This window comes from Streptomyces sp. NPDC014882 (genome assembly GCF_043081325.1).
Classification (GTDB): domain Bacteria; phylum Actinomycetota; class Actinomycetes; order Streptomycetales; family Streptomycetaceae; genus Streptomyces.
Window position 1 is genome coordinate 156185 of record NZ_JBIBWL010000016.1, and the last position, 15202, is coordinate 171386.

The following is a 15202-nucleotide window of genomic DNA, read 5'->3' on the forward strand; positions in this document are numbered from 1 at the left end:
AAGGCCCGACTTTCGGTCAGGGGGCCGCGCCTGAAATAGTTCCCGACGATGTTCGACATCCCTAGACTCCCTGCGATGGGGGTAACTCGGGGGACTACTCAGTGGGGCATGGAGTGCCGGAACTCGTACTGGAATTGAACGGACGCACCTGGACGCTGGATCCGTCCAGGTCATACACCCTCGGACGGGATCCGCAGGGGGACGTCGTCCTCGACGACGCCAGGGTCTCGTGGCGCCACGCCACGGTCAGCTTCGACGGCCGCGGCTGGATGCTGGAGGACCACGGCAGCACCAACGGGACGTTCGTCCAGGGCCGGCGCGTCCAGCAGGTGGACATCGGGCCCGGCTCGGTGGTCCACCTGGGCAACGCCACCGACGGGCCGCGCCTGAACCTCTCCGCCGCGCAGGCGGCGGTCGCGCAGCCGCAGCAGCCGTACGCCGCCCAGGCCGCGAACCCCGGCTGGGCGCAGCAGGCTCCACCGCAACAGGTGCCGCAGCAACAGGTGCCCCAGCAGGTGCCCCAGCAGCAGGGGCCGCAGCCCGGATGGGAGCCGCCGCGGAAGACCGGCGCGCCCGTTCCGCCCCAGCAGGGCCCCGGCGTCGGCGCGGGGGCGCCGCCGGTCCACGGCGACCGCAGCCCGACCACGTTCCACCAGTTCTCCCTCGGCCGCGTCATGCGCATCGGCCGTGCCCTGGAGAACGACCTGGTCGTGTCCGACCTCCAGGTCTCGCGCAACCACGCCGAGTTCCACTCGACGCCCGACGGGCGCATGGAGATCCGCGACCTCGGCTCGCACAACGGCACGTACGTCAACGGCCAGCCGATCGCCAAGGGCAGCTCGCAACTGCTCGGCCCCACCGACGTCGTGGGCGTCGGCCACTCGACGTTCCGGATCGTCGGCGACCGGCTCGAGGAGTTCGTCGACACCGGTGAGGTCTCCTTCTCCGCGCGCCACCTGACCGTGACGGTCGACGGCGGCAAGCAGATCCTGAAGGACGTCTCCTTCGGCGTCCCGGAGAAGTCGCTGATCGCGGTCATCGGCCCGTCCGGCTCCGGCAAGTCCACCCTGCTCAAGGCCCTCACCGGCTACCGGCCCGCCAACCAGGGCGACGTCCTCTACGACAACCGCAACCTCTACAAGCAGTTCGCCGAGCTGCGCCAGCGCATCGGTCTGGTCCCGCAGGACGACATCCTGCACAAGGAGCTGACCGTCAAGAAGGCCCTCAAGTACGCGGCCAAGCTCCGCTTCCCGGCCGACACCACGGCCGCCGAGCGCGACGCCCGCATCGACGAGGTGCTGCGCGAGCTGAAGCTGGACATCCACAAGGACAAGAAGGTCACCTCCCTCTCCGGCGGCCAGCGCAAGCGCGTGTCGGTCGCCCTGGAGCTGCTGACCAAGCCCTCGCTGATCTTCCTCGACGAGCCGACCTCCGGCCTCGACCCGGGCATGGACCGCGACGTCATGCAGCTGCTGCGCGGTCTCGCCGACGACGGCCGCACGGTCCTCGTGGTCACGCACTCGGTGGCCGAACTCGCCATCTGCGACAAGCTGCTCGTGATGGCGCCCGGCGGCAGCGTGGCCTACTTCGGCCCGCCCGAGGAGGCGCTGAACTTCTTCGGCTACGACAGCTGGGCCGACGTCTTCTCCGCCTTCGAGAACTACCGCGACTACGACTGGGCGGGCCGCTGGAAGGGCTCGCAGCACTACCAGATGTACGCCGCGGACATCGACGCCATCGCGCCGCAGTCCGTGTCGATGACGCCGATGCAGGCGATGCGGCCGCCGAAGCCGCAGGGCTGGATGTCCCAGTTCGTCACCCTGGTGCGCCGCTACGTGTCGGTGATCGTCTCCGACAAGGGCTTCCTGGGCCTGATGGTGGTCCTGCCGGCCGTGATCGGCGCGGTGAGCCTGCTCATCGACCCGGACCGGGGCCTGCTGCCCAACGGGGTCAACCCGCAGAGCGGCCGGATCGTCCCCAACGGCACGGCCAGCACCGTGCTGCTGCTCCTCGCCGTCGGCGCCTGCTTCTCGGGCGCGGCGAACTCCGTCCGCGAGCTGATCAAGGAACGGGTGATCTACGAGCGGGAGCGCGCGACCGGCCTGTCCCGCTCGGCCTACCTGATGTCCAAGGTGTTCGTGCTCGGTCTGATCACCGTGTTCCAGGGCCTGCTGGTCGGTGTCATCGGCTTCGCCAGTCGTGAGATCCCGCAGGAGGGCCTGATCTTCGGCGGCGCCCCGCTGCTGGAGCTCTCCCTGCCGATCATGGGGCTGGGCTTCACCTCGATGATGTTCGGTCTGGTCATCTCCTCACTGGTGAAGACGTCCGAGAAGACCATGCCGCTGCTGGTCATGTTCGCCATCGTCCAGGTCGTGTTCACGGGCTGCCTGTTCGCCCTGAACGGCTCGATCGGCGCCAACCAGGTCTCGTACCTGATGCCGTCGCGCTGGGCGGTCGCCGCCGCGGGCGCCACGCTGGACTTCAACAAGATCAGCCCGCCCGAGAAGGGCGCCGACAACGACCCGCTGTGGGAGCACACCGTCGGCGCCTGGGGCCTGGACATGGCCGCCCTGATCGTCCTCGGCGTGATCTGCGGCTTCTTCGTGGCCCGGTTCCTGCGCCGCCACGAGCCCGAGGTCATGCGCAAGTAGGCGCGAGCGGTCGTACGACGCCGAAGGGCGGCACCCCCGGTCAGGGAGGGGTGCCGCCCTTCGGCGCGTGCGGGGGCCCGGCTCACGGAGGGCCGGGCGGGAGCCGGGACGCTCAGTACGCGCTGTTGACGTTGTCGATCGTGCCGTACCGGTCGGCCGCGTAGTTGGCGGCGGCGGTGATGTTGGCGACCGGGTCGTAGATGTTCCAGGACGTGCCCGGGACGTGGTACGCCTTGAAGGTCGGCGGGATCACCTGGAGCAGGCCCTTCGACGGGATGCCGTTGATGGCGTTGATGTCCCAGTCGTTGATGGCCTGCGGGTTGCCCGAGGACTCGCGCATGATGTTCTTGTGCAGCCCGTGGTAGGAGCCCGGGATGCCCTTCTTCTTCATGATACCGAGGGCCTCGCGGATCCAGCCGTCGAGGTTGTTCGGGTAGCTCTTGACGGCGGCCTGCTCGACCACGGGACGCTGGGCGGACCGGTTCGCGGCGGCCTTGGCCGCGCGCGCGGCGGCGGCCTTCTTCGCGGCCGCCTTCTTCGCGGCGGCAGCGGCGGCCGCCTTCTTCTGCGCCGCGGCGGTGGTGGCCGCCTTCTTCGCGGCCACCGCGTCGGCGGCGGCCTTCTGCCTGGCCTCGATGGCCTCGACCTTCAGGGCGGCGCCGGCCTGGAAGCCGGTCACGCCGGCCTTGACGTCGTGCACCTGCTCGGAGCTGTAGGCCACGCGGGACGAGGGGAGGGAGTCCGTCGTGGTCGTCTGACCGTCGGCCGGAACCGCGGTGAAAGCGACGGCGGCGGCGCCGAGCGTGGCGACACCGGCGAGCGCGATCTTGCGAGTGTTCTTGGGCATGGCGGAAGGACCTCTTCGAATAGCGCGGAGGTCGCTCACTTCGTCCGACGACGGACAGCGGGTGCTTCTCGGCACGAGCGCCGCGGATCAGGAACCGCGGTACTGAGCGACGGGAGCCATTGTTAGCGGCCGCAAAATGCCCAGGCAAAGGTGTGACGTACGATCCCCGGTAGTGGATCGGGGGTGGGCAAAACGGGACAGATCAGGCTATCTGTCCCGTTCACAAGGGGCCTTTTGACTTCTATCTCCTTTAGTACGTGATGTGCACCCTATGTGCGGGCTCACAGGGGTGGCGAGGTTTTGTCACCATACGTCACCGATGGGGCGATTTGTGTGAGCGACTTCCGCGGGCAGCAGGAGGTGCAGGTCCCCGAACTCGTGCCACAGGTAGGAACCCCGCAGCGCCTCCGCGTAACCGCGGTCGATCGCGGCCCGCCCGGCCACCGCCTCCAGCATGAGCAGATGCGAAGCCTGCGGCTCGTGCAGCCCGGTCAGCAGCCCGTCCACCACCCGCACCCCGCGCTCGGGGGTCACGACGAGGTCCGTCCACCCCGCACGCGCGCGGACGACCCCGTCGGCACCCACCGCCGACTCCACCGCCCGGACGGCGGTCGTCCCCACCGCGACGACCCGCCCGGCTCCCGCCCGCGCCGCGTTGATCAGCCGGGCCGACCCCGCGGGCACCGCGAACCGCTCCGGATACGGCGGCTCGTGCGCCTCCGCCGAGGCCACCCCGGTGTGCAGCGTGACCGGCGCGAACTGCACCCCCCGGCTGACCAGCTCCGTCACCAGCCGGGCCGTGAAGGGCCGCGCCGCACTCGGCATCTCCGCGCTGCCCGCCCCGTCGGCCGCCTGCAGCGCGAACACCGTCTGGTACGCCGACAGCGGCTGGTCCCGGTCCGTGTAGGAGTACCGGATGGGCCGCCCGTGCTCCCGCAGCAGCCCCGGCACCGTCCCCCCGGCCACCCGAGCCCACCACAACCGCCCCCCGGGCCCGCCCGGCGACTCCTCCAGCACCAGCCGCACCCCGGCGGGCAGCCGCACCTCCGTCCCGGCCGGCCCTCCCGCGCGCGGGCGCGTGGTGCCCCGCCCGTCGGGCTCCCGCAGCTCGACCGCCCACCGTCCGTCGTCCCCGCGCGTGGAGAAGTGCACCACCACGCGCGCGTGCCCGATCCGCCCGTCCACGGCGGCGGCCAGTGTCGGCGAGGTGTTCACCACGAGCAGGTCCCCGGCCCGCAGCAGCCCCGGCAGCTCCCGGAACACGTGGTGCGCCGGCTCGCTCCCTCGCGACACCAGCAGCCGTACGGAGTCCCGGTCGCGGCCGGGCCCGCGCTGCTCGGCCGGAACCCGCGCCGACAACTCCTCGGGCACCTGAAGGGCGAGCGTCATCGCCGTCCCTCCAGCAGGGCCTGTGCCCCGTGGCGTCCGCTGGGGGGCCGCTCGTCCAGCAGCCGCAGAAAGGCCGGCACCACCCCGTCCGGCTCCGGCCGCGCCCCGTCGTCCTCCGGTACGGCCGCCGCGTACAGGTCGGTCGCCATGTCCCCGGGGTCCACCGCCCACACCCGCAGCTCCGGCTCCTCCTCGCCGAGCACCGCCGCGAGCCGGTCGAGAGCCGACTTCGACGCCCCGTACCCGCCCCACGTGGCGTAGGCCTCGACCGCCGCGTCCGAACTGACCGTGATCACCGCGCCGTCCGGCGCCGCGCGGAGCAGCGGCAGCGCCTCCTGCACCAGCCCCAGCGCCGCCACCACGTTCACCTCCAGGGCCCGCCGCAGCCCCTCCAGGGGCAGCTCCGCCAGCCGCACCAGCGGCTCGGCGCCCAGCGCGCTCGCGTTGTTCACCAGCAGCCGGCACCCGCCGAACCGCCGGGCGGCCGCCACCAGCGCGCTCCGGTGCGCGGGGTCGGTCACGTCCCCGGCGAGCGCCTCCACCCTGGTCCCGTGCTCCGCGACCGCGGCGGCCGCCTCCTTCAGCGCCCCGGCCGTCCTGGCGTCCAGCACCAGGTCCCAGCCCCGGGCGGCCAGGGCCCCGGCGAGCGCCCGGCCCAGTCCCTTCGAGGCACCCGTGATGATCGCAACCGGCATGACAACCGTCCCCTCGTCGACCCGCCGCTCGGCGGTGCCCTCACCGTAGGAACGCGCCACCCCCGCCCGCCTCGGACGCGGGACGGGGCCCACCGGGGCCCTTCGGCGTACGCCCCCGGACCGGGGACCTCGGACCCGCGGCGGTCCTAGGTCCCGCGGCCCACCCCGCCGCGCCACGGGACCGATGCCCGCCGTCGCACCCCGCCGGTACCGTGAGGACATGAGCCAAGGCCCCCGGTCCGGCCTCGCCGCGGTCAGTTCCGCGCTGCTGGCCATGAGCAGGCACCTCGAGGTGCGCGACGTCCTCAAGACGATCGTCGCCTCGGCGCGCGAGCTGCTCGACGCGCAGTACGCCGCACTCGGCGTCCCCGACGACCACGGGGGCTTCGCCCAGTTCGTCGTCGACGGGGTCGACGAGGACCGGTGGAAGGCCATCGGCCCGCTGCCCCGGCAGCACGGCATCCTGGCGGCGATGCTGCACGAGGCCAAGGCCGAGCGCCTCGCCGACGTCCGCGAGGACCCGCGCTTCGAGGGCTGGCCGGCCGCCCACCCGGAGATGTCCGACTTCCTGGGCCTGCCCGTCCGCGACGGCGACGAGGTCATAGGCGCCCTGTTCCTCGCGAACAAACGGTGCCCCGACGGGGCGTACCCGCCGCGCTCCGAGCCCACCGGCGGCTGCGGCTTCACCGAGGACGACGAGGAACTCCTCGCGATCCTCGCCCAGCACGCCGCGATCGCCCTCACCAACGCCCGCCTGTACGAGCGCAGCCGCGAACTCACCATCGTCGAGGAGCGCTCCCGGCTCGCCCACGAACTGCACGACGCGGTGAGCCAGAAGCTCTTCTCCCTGCGCCTGACCGCCCAGGCCGCCGCCACCCTCGTCGACCGCGACCCCGCCCGCGCCAAGGGCGAACTCCAGCAGGTCGCCGTCCTCGCCGCCGAGGCCACCGACGAACTGCGGGCCGCCGTCGTCGAGCTGCGCCCCGCCGCCCTCGACGAGGACGGCCTGGTGGCCACCCTCCGCACCCAGATCCAGGTCCTGGACCGCGCCCACTCCGCGCGCGTGACCTTCACCGGCCACGGCGTCCGGGCCCTGCCCGCCGCCCAGGAGGAGGCCTTCCTGCGCGTCGCCCAGGAGGCCCTGCACAACGCGCTGCGCCACTCCGGCGCCGAGCACGTCGAGGTGACCCTCCACAAGCGCGGCCCGGACACGGTCCTGCGCGTCGTGGACGACGGCAGCGGATTCGACCCCACGACGGTCCGCAGGGCCGGCCGCCACCTCGGCCTGGTCTCCATGCGGGACCGGGCCGGCGGGGTCGGCGGCAGCCTGACGGTGCGATCGGCGCCCGGCCGGGGCACCACGATCGAGATGGAGGCCCCCGGTGGCTGACGTGATCAAGGTGCTGCTCGTCGACGACCACCAGGTCGTCCGCCGGGGCCTGCGCACCTTCCTGGAGGTCCAGGACGACATCGAGGTTGTCGGGGAGGCGTCCGACGGTGCCGAGGGAGTCGCCCGCGCCGAGGAGCTGAGGCCCGACGTCGTCCTGATGGACGTCAAGATGCCGGGCACGGACGGCGTGGAGGCCCTCCGGAGGCTCCGGGAACTGGCCAACCCCGCCCGCGTCCTCGTCGTCACCAGCTTCACCGAGCAGCGCACGGTGGTGCCCGCCCTGCGCGCGGGCGCCGCCGGGTACGTCTACAAGGACGTGGACCCCGACGCGCTGGCCGGCGCCATCCGCTCGGTCCACGCCGGCCACATCCTGCTCCAGCCCGAGGTCGCCGACGCCCTGCTCTCCCAGGACCAGGCCAACTCCGGCCAGGGGAGGGGTGGTTCGCTCACCGAGCGGGAGCGCGAGGTCCTCGGCCTGATAGCGGACGGCCGCTCCAACCGGGAGATCGCCCGAGCCCTCGTGCTGTCCGAGAAGACCGTCAAGACCCACGTCTCCAACATCCTGATGAAGCTCGACCTCGCCGACCGCACCCAGGCCGCCCTGTGGGCCGTGCGCCACGGCATGGCGGGCTGACCACACCCGGCGCGCGGCCGGTCGCCGACGGGGGCACCGCGCTCGCCCCGGCCACCGGTCTCGCGCCTCGGGTGCGGGCCAGCGGTCTCGCGTAGCGGTCACCGGTCCCGCGTCAGCCGCCCCGAGGGATGCCGCCGGTCGCCGACGCGGCAACCTGTCCCGCGCTCCGTGCGCCGGGTTCGCGTCTCGGGTGCGGGCCACCGTTCTCGCGTACCGGTCACCCGTCCCGCGCCCCGCGCCCCGACGGATGCCGCCGGTCACCCGACTCGCGTCCCGCGCCCCGGCCACCCGTCCGCGCCCCGCGCGGACACGTCACCGTTCCCGCTCGCGCTCCTCCACGTACGCGTTGTACGCGGCCACCTGCGCCCGCCGCCCCGTCCGCTCCACCGGCCGCAACGCGGCCACCCGAGCCCCCATCTCCGAAGCGCTCACCGCGCCCCCGTGCCCGTTGTCCCGGGCGAGCGACACCAGCAGCCCCACCCGCTGCGCCAGCTCCAGCACCCGCACCGCGCGCGGCGGGTACCCCGGCGCCAGCACCTCCCGCCCGCGCTCCGCCCGCGCCCGGTACGCGTCGATCGCCGCCTCGGCCACCGGCCCCGAGCCCGCCACGTCCAGCCGCGCCAGCACGGCCGTGGCGTCCCGCAGCGCCTCCGCCAGCTCCCGCTCGGCCTCGCCCAGCGACGGCACGTCCGCCGGCGGAGCCTCCCGCACCGGAAGGCAGTGCCACGTCACCTCGACGTGCACATCGCCCGCGGGACCGGCCTCGGACACCTCCGGCACCAACCCGAGCGCGGCGCCGTGACAGACCACCGCCTCCTCGGCCTCCAGCGCCCGCGCGTTGAACTCCGGCGGCCCGCTCAGCCCCAGCGGATGCCCCGGCGCCGGCAGCGCCACCCGCAGCCCCCGCACCCCGAGCGCCCGCAGCCGTCCGAGCGCGAACGTGAGCCCGACGGGCGCGGACTCGCCGGGCAGCCCCTCCACCCGGTGCACGGCGTCCTCCCCGACGACGGCGAGTACGGCGTCGTCCGGAGAGACGAGTCCGGCCAAAAGCGCATTTCCCCAAGCGGCGAGGCGACCGGAGCGCGGTTCAGAGAGCATGCCCCCCAGCCTAAGGACCGGACCGATGGAACGGCCCACCCGGCCGGTGGCGTAGATTTTCCTGGAGGGGCCGCGCCCACCCGCGCGCGGCGGTCCGAGCCACAGGCGTACGCGACAACCGAGACCGGCCACACTGCAAGGGGAGACAACGCGCTCATGAGCGATGTTCTGGAGCTTCAGGACGTATCCGTGGTCCGCGAGGGCCGGGCTCTGGTGGACCAGGTCTCCTGGTCGGTCAAGGAAGGCGAGCGCTGGGTCATCCTCGGCCCCAACGGAGCCGGCAAGACGACCCTGCTGAACGTCGCCTCCAGCTACCTCTACCCCAGCAGCGGCACCGCCACCATCCTCGGCGAGACCCTCGGCACGCCCGGCACCGACGTCTTCGAGCTGCGCCCCCGCATCGGCATGGCCGGCATCGCCATGGCCGACAAGCTCCCCAAGCGCCAGACCGTCCTGCAGACCGTCCTGACCGCCGCGTACGGCATGACGGCCAGCTGGCAGGAGGACTACGAGGAGATCGACGAACAGCGCGCCCGCGCCTTCCTCGACCGCCTCGGCATGACCGAGTTCCTGGACCGGAGGTTCGGCACCCTCTCCGAGGGCGAGCGCAAGCGCACGCTCATCGCCCGCGCCCTGATGACCGACCCCGAACTGCTGCTGCTGGACGAGCCGGCCGCCGGCCTCGACCTCGGCGGCCGCGAGGACCTCGTCCGCCGACTCGGCCGCCTCGCCCGCGACCCGATCGCCCCCTCGATGATCATGGTCACGCACCATGTCGAGGAGATCGCCCCCGGCTTCACGCACGTCCTCATGATCCGTCAGGGCAAGGTCCTCGCCGCCGGACCGGTCGAACTCGAACTGACCTCCCGCAACCTCTCCCGCTGCTTCGGCCTCCCCCTCGTCGTGGAACAGGTCGGCGACCGCTGGACCGCCCAGGGCCTGCCGCTGTCCTGACCGCCCCCGTTCGCGCCCTGTCGGTCGCACACCCGTCGGACCTACCATGAACGCGTGGACGACATCGACGCGTGGGTGTGGTGGCTCGTAGGCGCGGCAGCGCTCGGAATCCCTCTGGTGGTCACCGCGATGCCGGAGTTCGGCATGTTCGCGGTCGGCGCGGTGGCCGCGGCCGTCGCGGCCGCCCTCGGCTTCGACGTGGTCGCCCAGGTACTCGTCTTCGTGGTCGTCTCCGTCGCCCTCATCGCCGTCGTACGGCCCATCGCGGCCAGGCACAGCGCCCAGCGGCCCCAATTCGCCAGCGGCGTCGACGCGTTGAAGGGCAAGCAGGCCGTCGTGCTGGAACGGGTCGACGGTTCGGGCGGACGCATCAAGCTCGCCGGGGAGATCTGGTCGGCGCGCGCTCTCGACACCGACCGCACCTACGAAGTCGGGCAGGAGGTCGACGTCGTGGACATCGAGGGGGCCACGGCGATCGTCCTCTGACCCGGCCAACTACCGCACCACGCAAGTGAACCGAACACCCCACGAGCCGGACGACGGTCTGTCACACTCGACCAGAAAGATCTTCGACAAGCCTAAGATCTTCCGAAAGCGCCGAGGCGGAGAAGGGTACGGGGAGCACGATGGAACCGGTCATCATCGTCTTGATCATCCTGGTGGTGTTGGTCTTCATCGCCCTGATCAAGACGATCCAGGTCATCCCACAGGCGAGCGCCGCGATCGTGGAGCGGTTCGGCCGCTACACCCGGACGCTCAACGCGGGCCTCAACATCGTCGTCCCGTTCATCGACACCATCCGCAACCGCATCGACCTGCGGGAACAGGTCGTCCCGTTCCCGCCGCAGCCGGTCATCACCCAGGACAACCTGGTCGTCAACATCGACACCGTCATCTACTACCAGGTGACCGACGCCCGCGCCGCGACCTACGAAGTCGCCAGCTACATCCAGGCGATCGAGCAGCTCACCGTCACCACCCTGCGCAACATCATCGGCGGCATGGACCTGGAACGCACCCTGACCTCCCGCGAGGAGATCAACGCGGCCCTGCGCGGAGTGCTCGACGAGGCCACCGGCAAGTGGGGCATCCGCGTCAACCGCGTGGAGCTGAAGGCGATCGAGCCCCCGACCTCCATCCAGGACTCGATGGAGAAGCAGATGCGCGCCGACCGGGACAAGCGCGCCGCGATCCTCACCGCCGAGGGCACGCGCCAGGCCGCCATCCTCACCGCGGAGGGCGAGAAGCAGTCCGCCATCCTCAAGGCCGAGGGCGAGGCCAAGGCCGCCGCCCTGCGCGCCGAGGGCGAGGCCCAGGCCGTCCGCACGGTCTTCGAGGCGATCCACGCCGGCGACGCGGACCAGAAGCTGCTCTCCTACCAGTACCTCCAGATGCTCCCGAAGATCGCCGAGGGCGACGCCAACAAGCTCTGGATCGTCCCCAGCGAAATCGGCGACGCCCTCAAGGGACTGTCCGGCGCCATGGGCAACTTCGGCCCCATGGGCGGCGGTTCGGGCTCCAACGGCGGCGGCTCGGACAGCCCGAGGGAACGCCGCGAGAAGCCGTCGATCGACTGACGACGCCCCCCTGAAACCACCGGTTCCCCGCAGCCCTTCGAGGACTGCGGGGAACTGTTCGTCGCAGCCACGGCGAGACGGCGCACGCCACACGCTCTGCCCGTAGAGCTACGCCGCGTCCGTGGTCAGCCACTCCGGCAGCGCGGCCAGGTCCTCCTGCCCCAGGGCGAGCAGCATCGCGTCCTGCGGGGTCGGCTCGAACGGCTGCCGCAGCAGCGGCATACCCGCCTGCTCCGGAGTCCGGTCCGCCTTGCGGTGGTTGTCCTCCGCGCACGAGGCGACCGTGTTGAGCCAGGAGTCCTGGCCGCCCTGGGCCCGCGGCACGACGTGGTCCACCGTGGTCGCCCGGCGGCCGCAGTAGGCGCACCGGTGCCGGTCCCGGACCAGCACACCCCGCCGCGACCACGGAGCTTGTCTTCGGAACGGCACCCGTACGTACCTGCACAGCCTGATGATCCGGGGCGCCGGTATGTCCACCTCGGCTCCCCGCATCCGCAGTTCGGGGTGGGCCTGCTCGACGACGGCCTTGTCCTGAAGCACCAGAACGACGGCTCGGTTCAACGTCACCGTCGACAGCGGCTCGAAGCTCGCGTTGAGTACCAGCGTGTCCCGCATACCAGCCCACCTCCCGTGTGCACCGGCCCACCCCCTGGCGGGCTGGGAACAACTCTGGCCGGGCACGCCGAGATGGACAACGCAATATCTGCTGCTCCCACGGGGGATGCCCCCCGCGCCCCCGACAACAAAATGCCCGCCCCTGATCACTTCCAAGACCAGGGACGGGCAAACGTTGAATGAACGATGAGATGGCCCGGCGGGGGCCCGGCTCAGCCCGCGGCGGGGTTCTCGTACTCCCCGATCAACTGGGCCCGCGCGAGCGTGTGGAAGCGCAGATTGAACCCGACGGCGGCGGGAGAGGCGTCCGCGTCCGGACCGAGCTTCTCCCGGTCCACCGCGTACACCGTGAAGACGTACCGGTGCGGGCCGTCCCCGGGCGGCGGGGCGGCCCCGCCGAAGTCCTTCGTCCCGTAGTCGTTGCGCGCGTGGACGGCGCCTTCGGGCAGACCCTCGAACCTGCCGCCGCCGGCCCCCGCCGGAAGCTCGGTCACCGAGGCGGGGATGTCGAACAGGACCCAGTGCCAGAAGCCGCTGCCCGTCGGCGCGTCGGGGTCGTAACAGGTCACCGCGAAGCTCTCGGTCTCCGGCGGGAAACCCTCCCACCGCAGGTGCGGCGAGGTGTTCCCGTCCGCTTGGACCTGGTCGCCCTTGAGGGTCGCGCCCTCCTCGACGTCCTTGCTCGTCACGGTGAACGACGGCACGGGCGGATGGAAGTCGTGGGGGAGCGGCCGCCGCTTGAGCTCGGTCACCTCGGTACCTCCTGCATCGGTTCTGGAGTCAGTGGTTCCGAGCCTAGAACCAGTTGCGCTTGCTGCCGACCTCGGACAGCCACTGGTTGAGGTACGCCGCCCAGTCGGTCCCCTGGTAGTCGTTCAGCCCGACCTGGAAGGAACGGAAGGTGTCGCTGCCCTCACTGAACAGCCCCGGCTTCTTGTCCATCTCCAGCACGACGTCCATCGTGTGCTCGTCGGCGACGAAGCTCACCTCGACCTGGTGCAGACCGTGGTACTGCGACGGCGGGAAGAACTCGATCTCCTGGTAGAACGGCAGCTTCTGCCGCGTACCCCGGATGTGACCGCGCTCCAGGTCCGCGTTCTTGAAGCGGAAGCCCAACCGGAGGAAGGCGTCCAGGATCGCCTTCTGCACCGGCAGCGGGTGCACGTTCACCGGGTCGAGGTCACCGGAGTCCACGGCCCGCGCGATCTCCAGCTCGGTGGTCACCCCGACGTTCATCCCGCGCAGGGCCTGCCCGTCGATCATCGTGATCGGCGTCTCCCACGGGATCTCCAGGCCGAACGGCACGGCGTGCACCGCGCCCGCCTGGAGCTCGAAGGCGCCTCCGAGCCGCTGCTTGACGAATTCGATGTCCTGCTTGTACTCCTGATCGCCGCTCTCGACCTCGACCTTGGCCTGGAGCCCGACGGACAGTCCCTCGATCTGCTGGTTCACGGACCCGCCCTGGATCCGCACCTCGCCCTGCACCACGCCACCCGGAACGACGTTGACCTCGGTCAGCACCGTCTCGACCGAGGCCCCACCGGCCCCGAGACTCGCGAGCAGCTTCTTGAACGCCATGACTCTCCCTCTAGACCTCTACGACGGGATCCTTGATCCCTGCCCCTTGATCCCTACAAACGCATTCCGGCAGGAACCGGTTCCGCACCCCACCCTGGCAAGCCGGGTGCCCACTGGCCACCCCGGCGCACCGACCGTCTCCCCTTTACGCTCGGAGGGCATGATCGCGACCCCCGACCGTACGCCCCTGCCCAGGACCTTCTTCGAGCGCCCCGTTCCGGAGGCCGCCCCGATCTCCTCGGCCACCTCGTCGTGCGCGCCGCCCCGGCCGGCCCGATCACCCCGGCCGGCCCGATCCCCCCGGATCCCGCCGAGGCCGAGGCCCACGACGGCCCGAACGACCCGGACTCCCACGCCTCCCGCGAACGCACCGCCCCCGACAGCGTGAGTTCCGGCCCTCCCGGACACGTGTACGTCCACTCCACCCATCCATGTCAAGGCGGTCAGCGTGAACGTCGAGAACCTTGCCCACCCCGCGGAAGAGGTCGCGCCCAAGCTGCTCGGTGCCGTCCTCACCCATGAGACCCCCGAAGGAACCGTGAGCATCACCATCACGGAGACCGAGGCGTACTCCGGTGCGGCCGACCCCGCCTCCCACGCCCACCGGGGCAAGACACCCCGCAACGCCGTCATGTTCGGACCGGCGGGACACATGTACGTCTACCGGTCCCACGGTCTCCACTGGTGCGCCAACATCGTCACCGGGACGGACGGCATCGCTTCAGCCGTCCTCATCCGGGCAGGCAGGGTCATCGAGGGGGAGGACCTGGCACGCGAGCGGCGAGGGGGCACGGTCGAGAGTCCGCGTCTCGCGCGGGGGCCGGGAAACTTCTGCCAAGCGCTCGGCATCACGGCGGAGCACAACGGCGCAGATCTCCTGGCAGGCGCCGCGGTCGCGCTGTCCGAGGGCGAGCCGGTACCCGCGGCACTCATCCGGATCGGTCCTCGGGTGGGCGTGAGCAAAGCCCACGACTGGCAGCACCGCTTCTACCTCGCCGGTGACCCGACGGTTTCGGCGTACCGGCTGAGCCCGAGAGCCAAGCCGTCCGCCGCAGGCTGAGCCGCCCCGTGCGCCTTGCTCGCGGCCTGCCGACGAGACGCCGCAAAGCGGTGGGCCCGAAGACGCGCGATCGCCCGCGAGCGTGGCGCGCGGTGCGCGCCGACTCGGGCCGGACGGGTGGAGGGACGCCCGCTTGCGCGTTCTTCCGCACCGCCGGGACCACGGTCACCGTGCACAACGACGAGCAGCCGGCGGTGCACGTCGACGGCCGGCCGCCGCCGACTCCCCAGGAACGTACCGGGGCCCCGGTGACGGGGGTCCGCCCCCTGACGGCACGGAGGCGTCGGCGGCCCGACCGTCGTGAGCTTCTGCCGGGCCCGTGCGCCCGGGCACTGCCGAAGTTGACTCGCCTTGGACAGGGGCGTAACGTAGCCCGAGCCGCTTGAACCGGGTACGGCATTCGCCAGCAGCCGGAAGCGGCCAACCCACTACCTACGACGCCCCTCAGCGGGGTCGAATTCGACGTGCTCGCATGTCTGAATTCGAACCTGACGAAGCTCGATTATGAGTCGGCGAGGGAATCGGCTAACGTAGTGAATGTCGAAAGGCCGACAGGCGAAAGCCGGAAGCCCAAGGCGAATCCCGCCGACAGGGAATCGGAACCGAAAGGATCTGATAAAGTCGGAACCGCCGGAAAGGAAACCGCGAAGAAAAGCGCGGGATTCTGGAAAGCGCCGAGGAGATCGGGCCGGGAAACGGTCTGATAGAGTCGGA

Annotated in this window: 16 protein-coding genes; 8 read left to right on the forward strand and 8 right to left on the reverse strand. The window is 71.5% G+C overall.

The window, feature by feature from the left end; translation table 11 throughout:
* Window positions 1-113 precede the first annotated feature (113 nt).
* A complete protein-coding gene (locus ACF09K_RS29675) occupies window positions 114-2651 on the forward strand; it encodes an FHA domain-containing protein (RefSeq protein ID WP_392248386.1) in 2538 nt (845 codons plus the stop codon).
* 112 nt (window positions 2652-2763) lie between these two features.
* Here the strand turns inward: ACF09K_RS29675 and ACF09K_RS29680 are convergent, their stop codons facing one another.
* From ACF09K_RS29680 to ACF09K_RS29690, 3 genes are all read right to left on the reverse strand, one after another.
* Window positions 2764-3498: a transglycosylase SLT domain-containing protein gene (locus ACF09K_RS29680; RefSeq protein ID WP_392248387.1), complete on the reverse strand. Its 735-nt coding sequence runs from the start codon at window positions 3496-3498 to the stop codon at window positions 2764-2766.
* A 303-nt stretch (window positions 3499-3801) separates the two neighbouring features.
* The gene (locus ACF09K_RS29685) at window positions 3802-4887 is read right to left on the reverse strand and encodes an S-adenosylmethionine:tRNA ribosyltransferase-isomerase (RefSeq protein WP_392248388.1); all 1086 of its coding nucleotides are present in this window, start codon (window positions 4885-4887) and stop codon (window positions 3802-3804) included.
* The gene (locus ACF09K_RS29690; RefSeq protein WP_392248407.1) at window positions 4884-5582 is read right to left on the reverse strand and encodes an SDR family NAD(P)-dependent oxidoreductase; all 699 of its coding nucleotides are present in this window, start codon (window positions 5580-5582) and stop codon (window positions 4884-4886) included. Before ACF09K_RS29690 ends, ACF09K_RS29685 begins: the two co-directional genes overlap by 4 nt.
* A gap of 220 nt (window positions 5583-5802) precedes the next feature.
* Between ACF09K_RS29690 and ACF09K_RS29695 the strand changes: the two genes are divergently transcribed.
* Window positions 5803-6972, forward strand: coding sequence for a GAF domain-containing sensor histidine kinase (locus ACF09K_RS29695; protein WP_392248389.1), 1170 nt, complete (start codon window positions 5803-5805; stop codon window positions 6970-6972).
* Window positions 6965-7606, forward strand: coding sequence for a response regulator (locus ACF09K_RS29700; RefSeq protein WP_392248390.1), 642 nt, complete (start codon window positions 6965-6967; stop codon window positions 7604-7606). The genes ACF09K_RS29695 and ACF09K_RS29700 overlap by 8 nt, the downstream gene beginning before the upstream one ends.
* Window positions 7607-7918: 312 nt before the next feature.
* Here the strand turns inward: ACF09K_RS29700 and ACF09K_RS29705 are convergent, their stop codons facing one another.
* Window positions 7919-8704 carry a hypothetical protein gene (locus ACF09K_RS29705; protein WP_392248391.1) on the reverse strand — a complete coding sequence of 262 codons (786 nt, stop codon included), beginning with the start codon at window positions 8702-8704 and terminating at the stop codon, window positions 7919-7921.
* 156 nt (window positions 8705-8860) lie between these two features.
* Between ACF09K_RS29705 and ACF09K_RS29710 the strand changes: the two genes are divergently transcribed.
* The 3 genes from ACF09K_RS29710 to ACF09K_RS29720 all read left to right on the forward strand — a co-directional run bounded on the left by ACF09K_RS29710 (window position 8861) and on the right by ACF09K_RS29720 (window position 11235).
* Window positions 8861-9658, forward strand: a complete 798-nt coding sequence (locus ACF09K_RS29710; protein WP_392248392.1) for an ABC transporter ATP-binding protein — start codon at window positions 8861-8863, stop codon at window positions 9656-9658.
* 54 nt (window positions 9659-9712) lie between these two features.
* Complete coding sequence (locus ACF09K_RS29715; protein ID WP_392248393.1) at window positions 9713-10144, forward strand: NfeD family protein; 432 nt, start codon at window positions 9713-9715, stop codon at window positions 10142-10144.
* Window positions 10145-10284: 140 nt separating this feature from the next.
* Window positions 10285-11235, forward strand: a complete 951-nt coding sequence (locus ACF09K_RS29720) for an SPFH domain-containing protein (protein ID WP_366060556.1) — start codon at window positions 10285-10287, stop codon at window positions 11233-11235.
* A gap of 108 nt (window positions 11236-11343) precedes the next feature.
* Here ACF09K_RS29720 and ACF09K_RS29725 read toward each other — a convergent pair whose 3' ends face one another.
* The 3 genes from ACF09K_RS29725 to ACF09K_RS29735 form a co-directional block, all read right to left on the reverse strand.
* Complete coding sequence (locus ACF09K_RS29725) at window positions 11344-11850, reverse strand: HNH endonuclease (protein ID WP_392248394.1); 507 nt, start codon at window positions 11848-11850, stop codon at window positions 11344-11346.
* Window positions 11851-12062: 212 nt separating this feature from the next.
* Window positions 12063-12602 (reverse strand): YbhB/YbcL family Raf kinase inhibitor-like protein, encoded by a 540-nt coding sequence (locus ACF09K_RS29730; protein WP_392248395.1) that lies wholly within the window; start codon window positions 12600-12602, stop codon window positions 12063-12065.
* Between the two features lie 43 nt (window positions 12603-12645).
* Window positions 12646-13428 carry a sporulation protein gene (locus ACF09K_RS29735; protein WP_392248396.1) on the reverse strand — a complete coding sequence of 261 codons (783 nt, stop codon included), beginning with the start codon at window positions 13426-13428 and terminating at the stop codon, window positions 12646-12648.
* A 252-nt stretch (window positions 13429-13680) separates the two neighbouring features.
* Between ACF09K_RS29735 and ACF09K_RS29740 the strand changes: the two genes are divergently transcribed.
* Window positions 13681-13950: a hypothetical protein gene (locus ACF09K_RS29740; protein ID WP_392248397.1), complete on the forward strand. Its 270-nt coding sequence runs from the start codon at window positions 13681-13683 to the stop codon at window positions 13948-13950.
* Complete coding sequence (locus ACF09K_RS29745; protein WP_392248398.1) at window positions 13877-14488, forward strand: DNA-3-methyladenine glycosylase; 612 nt, start codon at window positions 13877-13879, stop codon at window positions 14486-14488. Before ACF09K_RS29740 ends, ACF09K_RS29745 begins: the two co-directional genes overlap by 74 nt.
* Window positions 14489-14990: 502 nt before the next feature.
* On the opposite strand, the gene ACF09K_RS29750 is transcribed toward ACF09K_RS29745, so the two are convergent.
* Window positions 14991-15202, reverse strand: a 212-nt coding sequence (locus tag ACF09K_RS29750; protein WP_392248399.1) for a hypothetical protein, incomplete at its 5' end; no start/stop codon positions are given.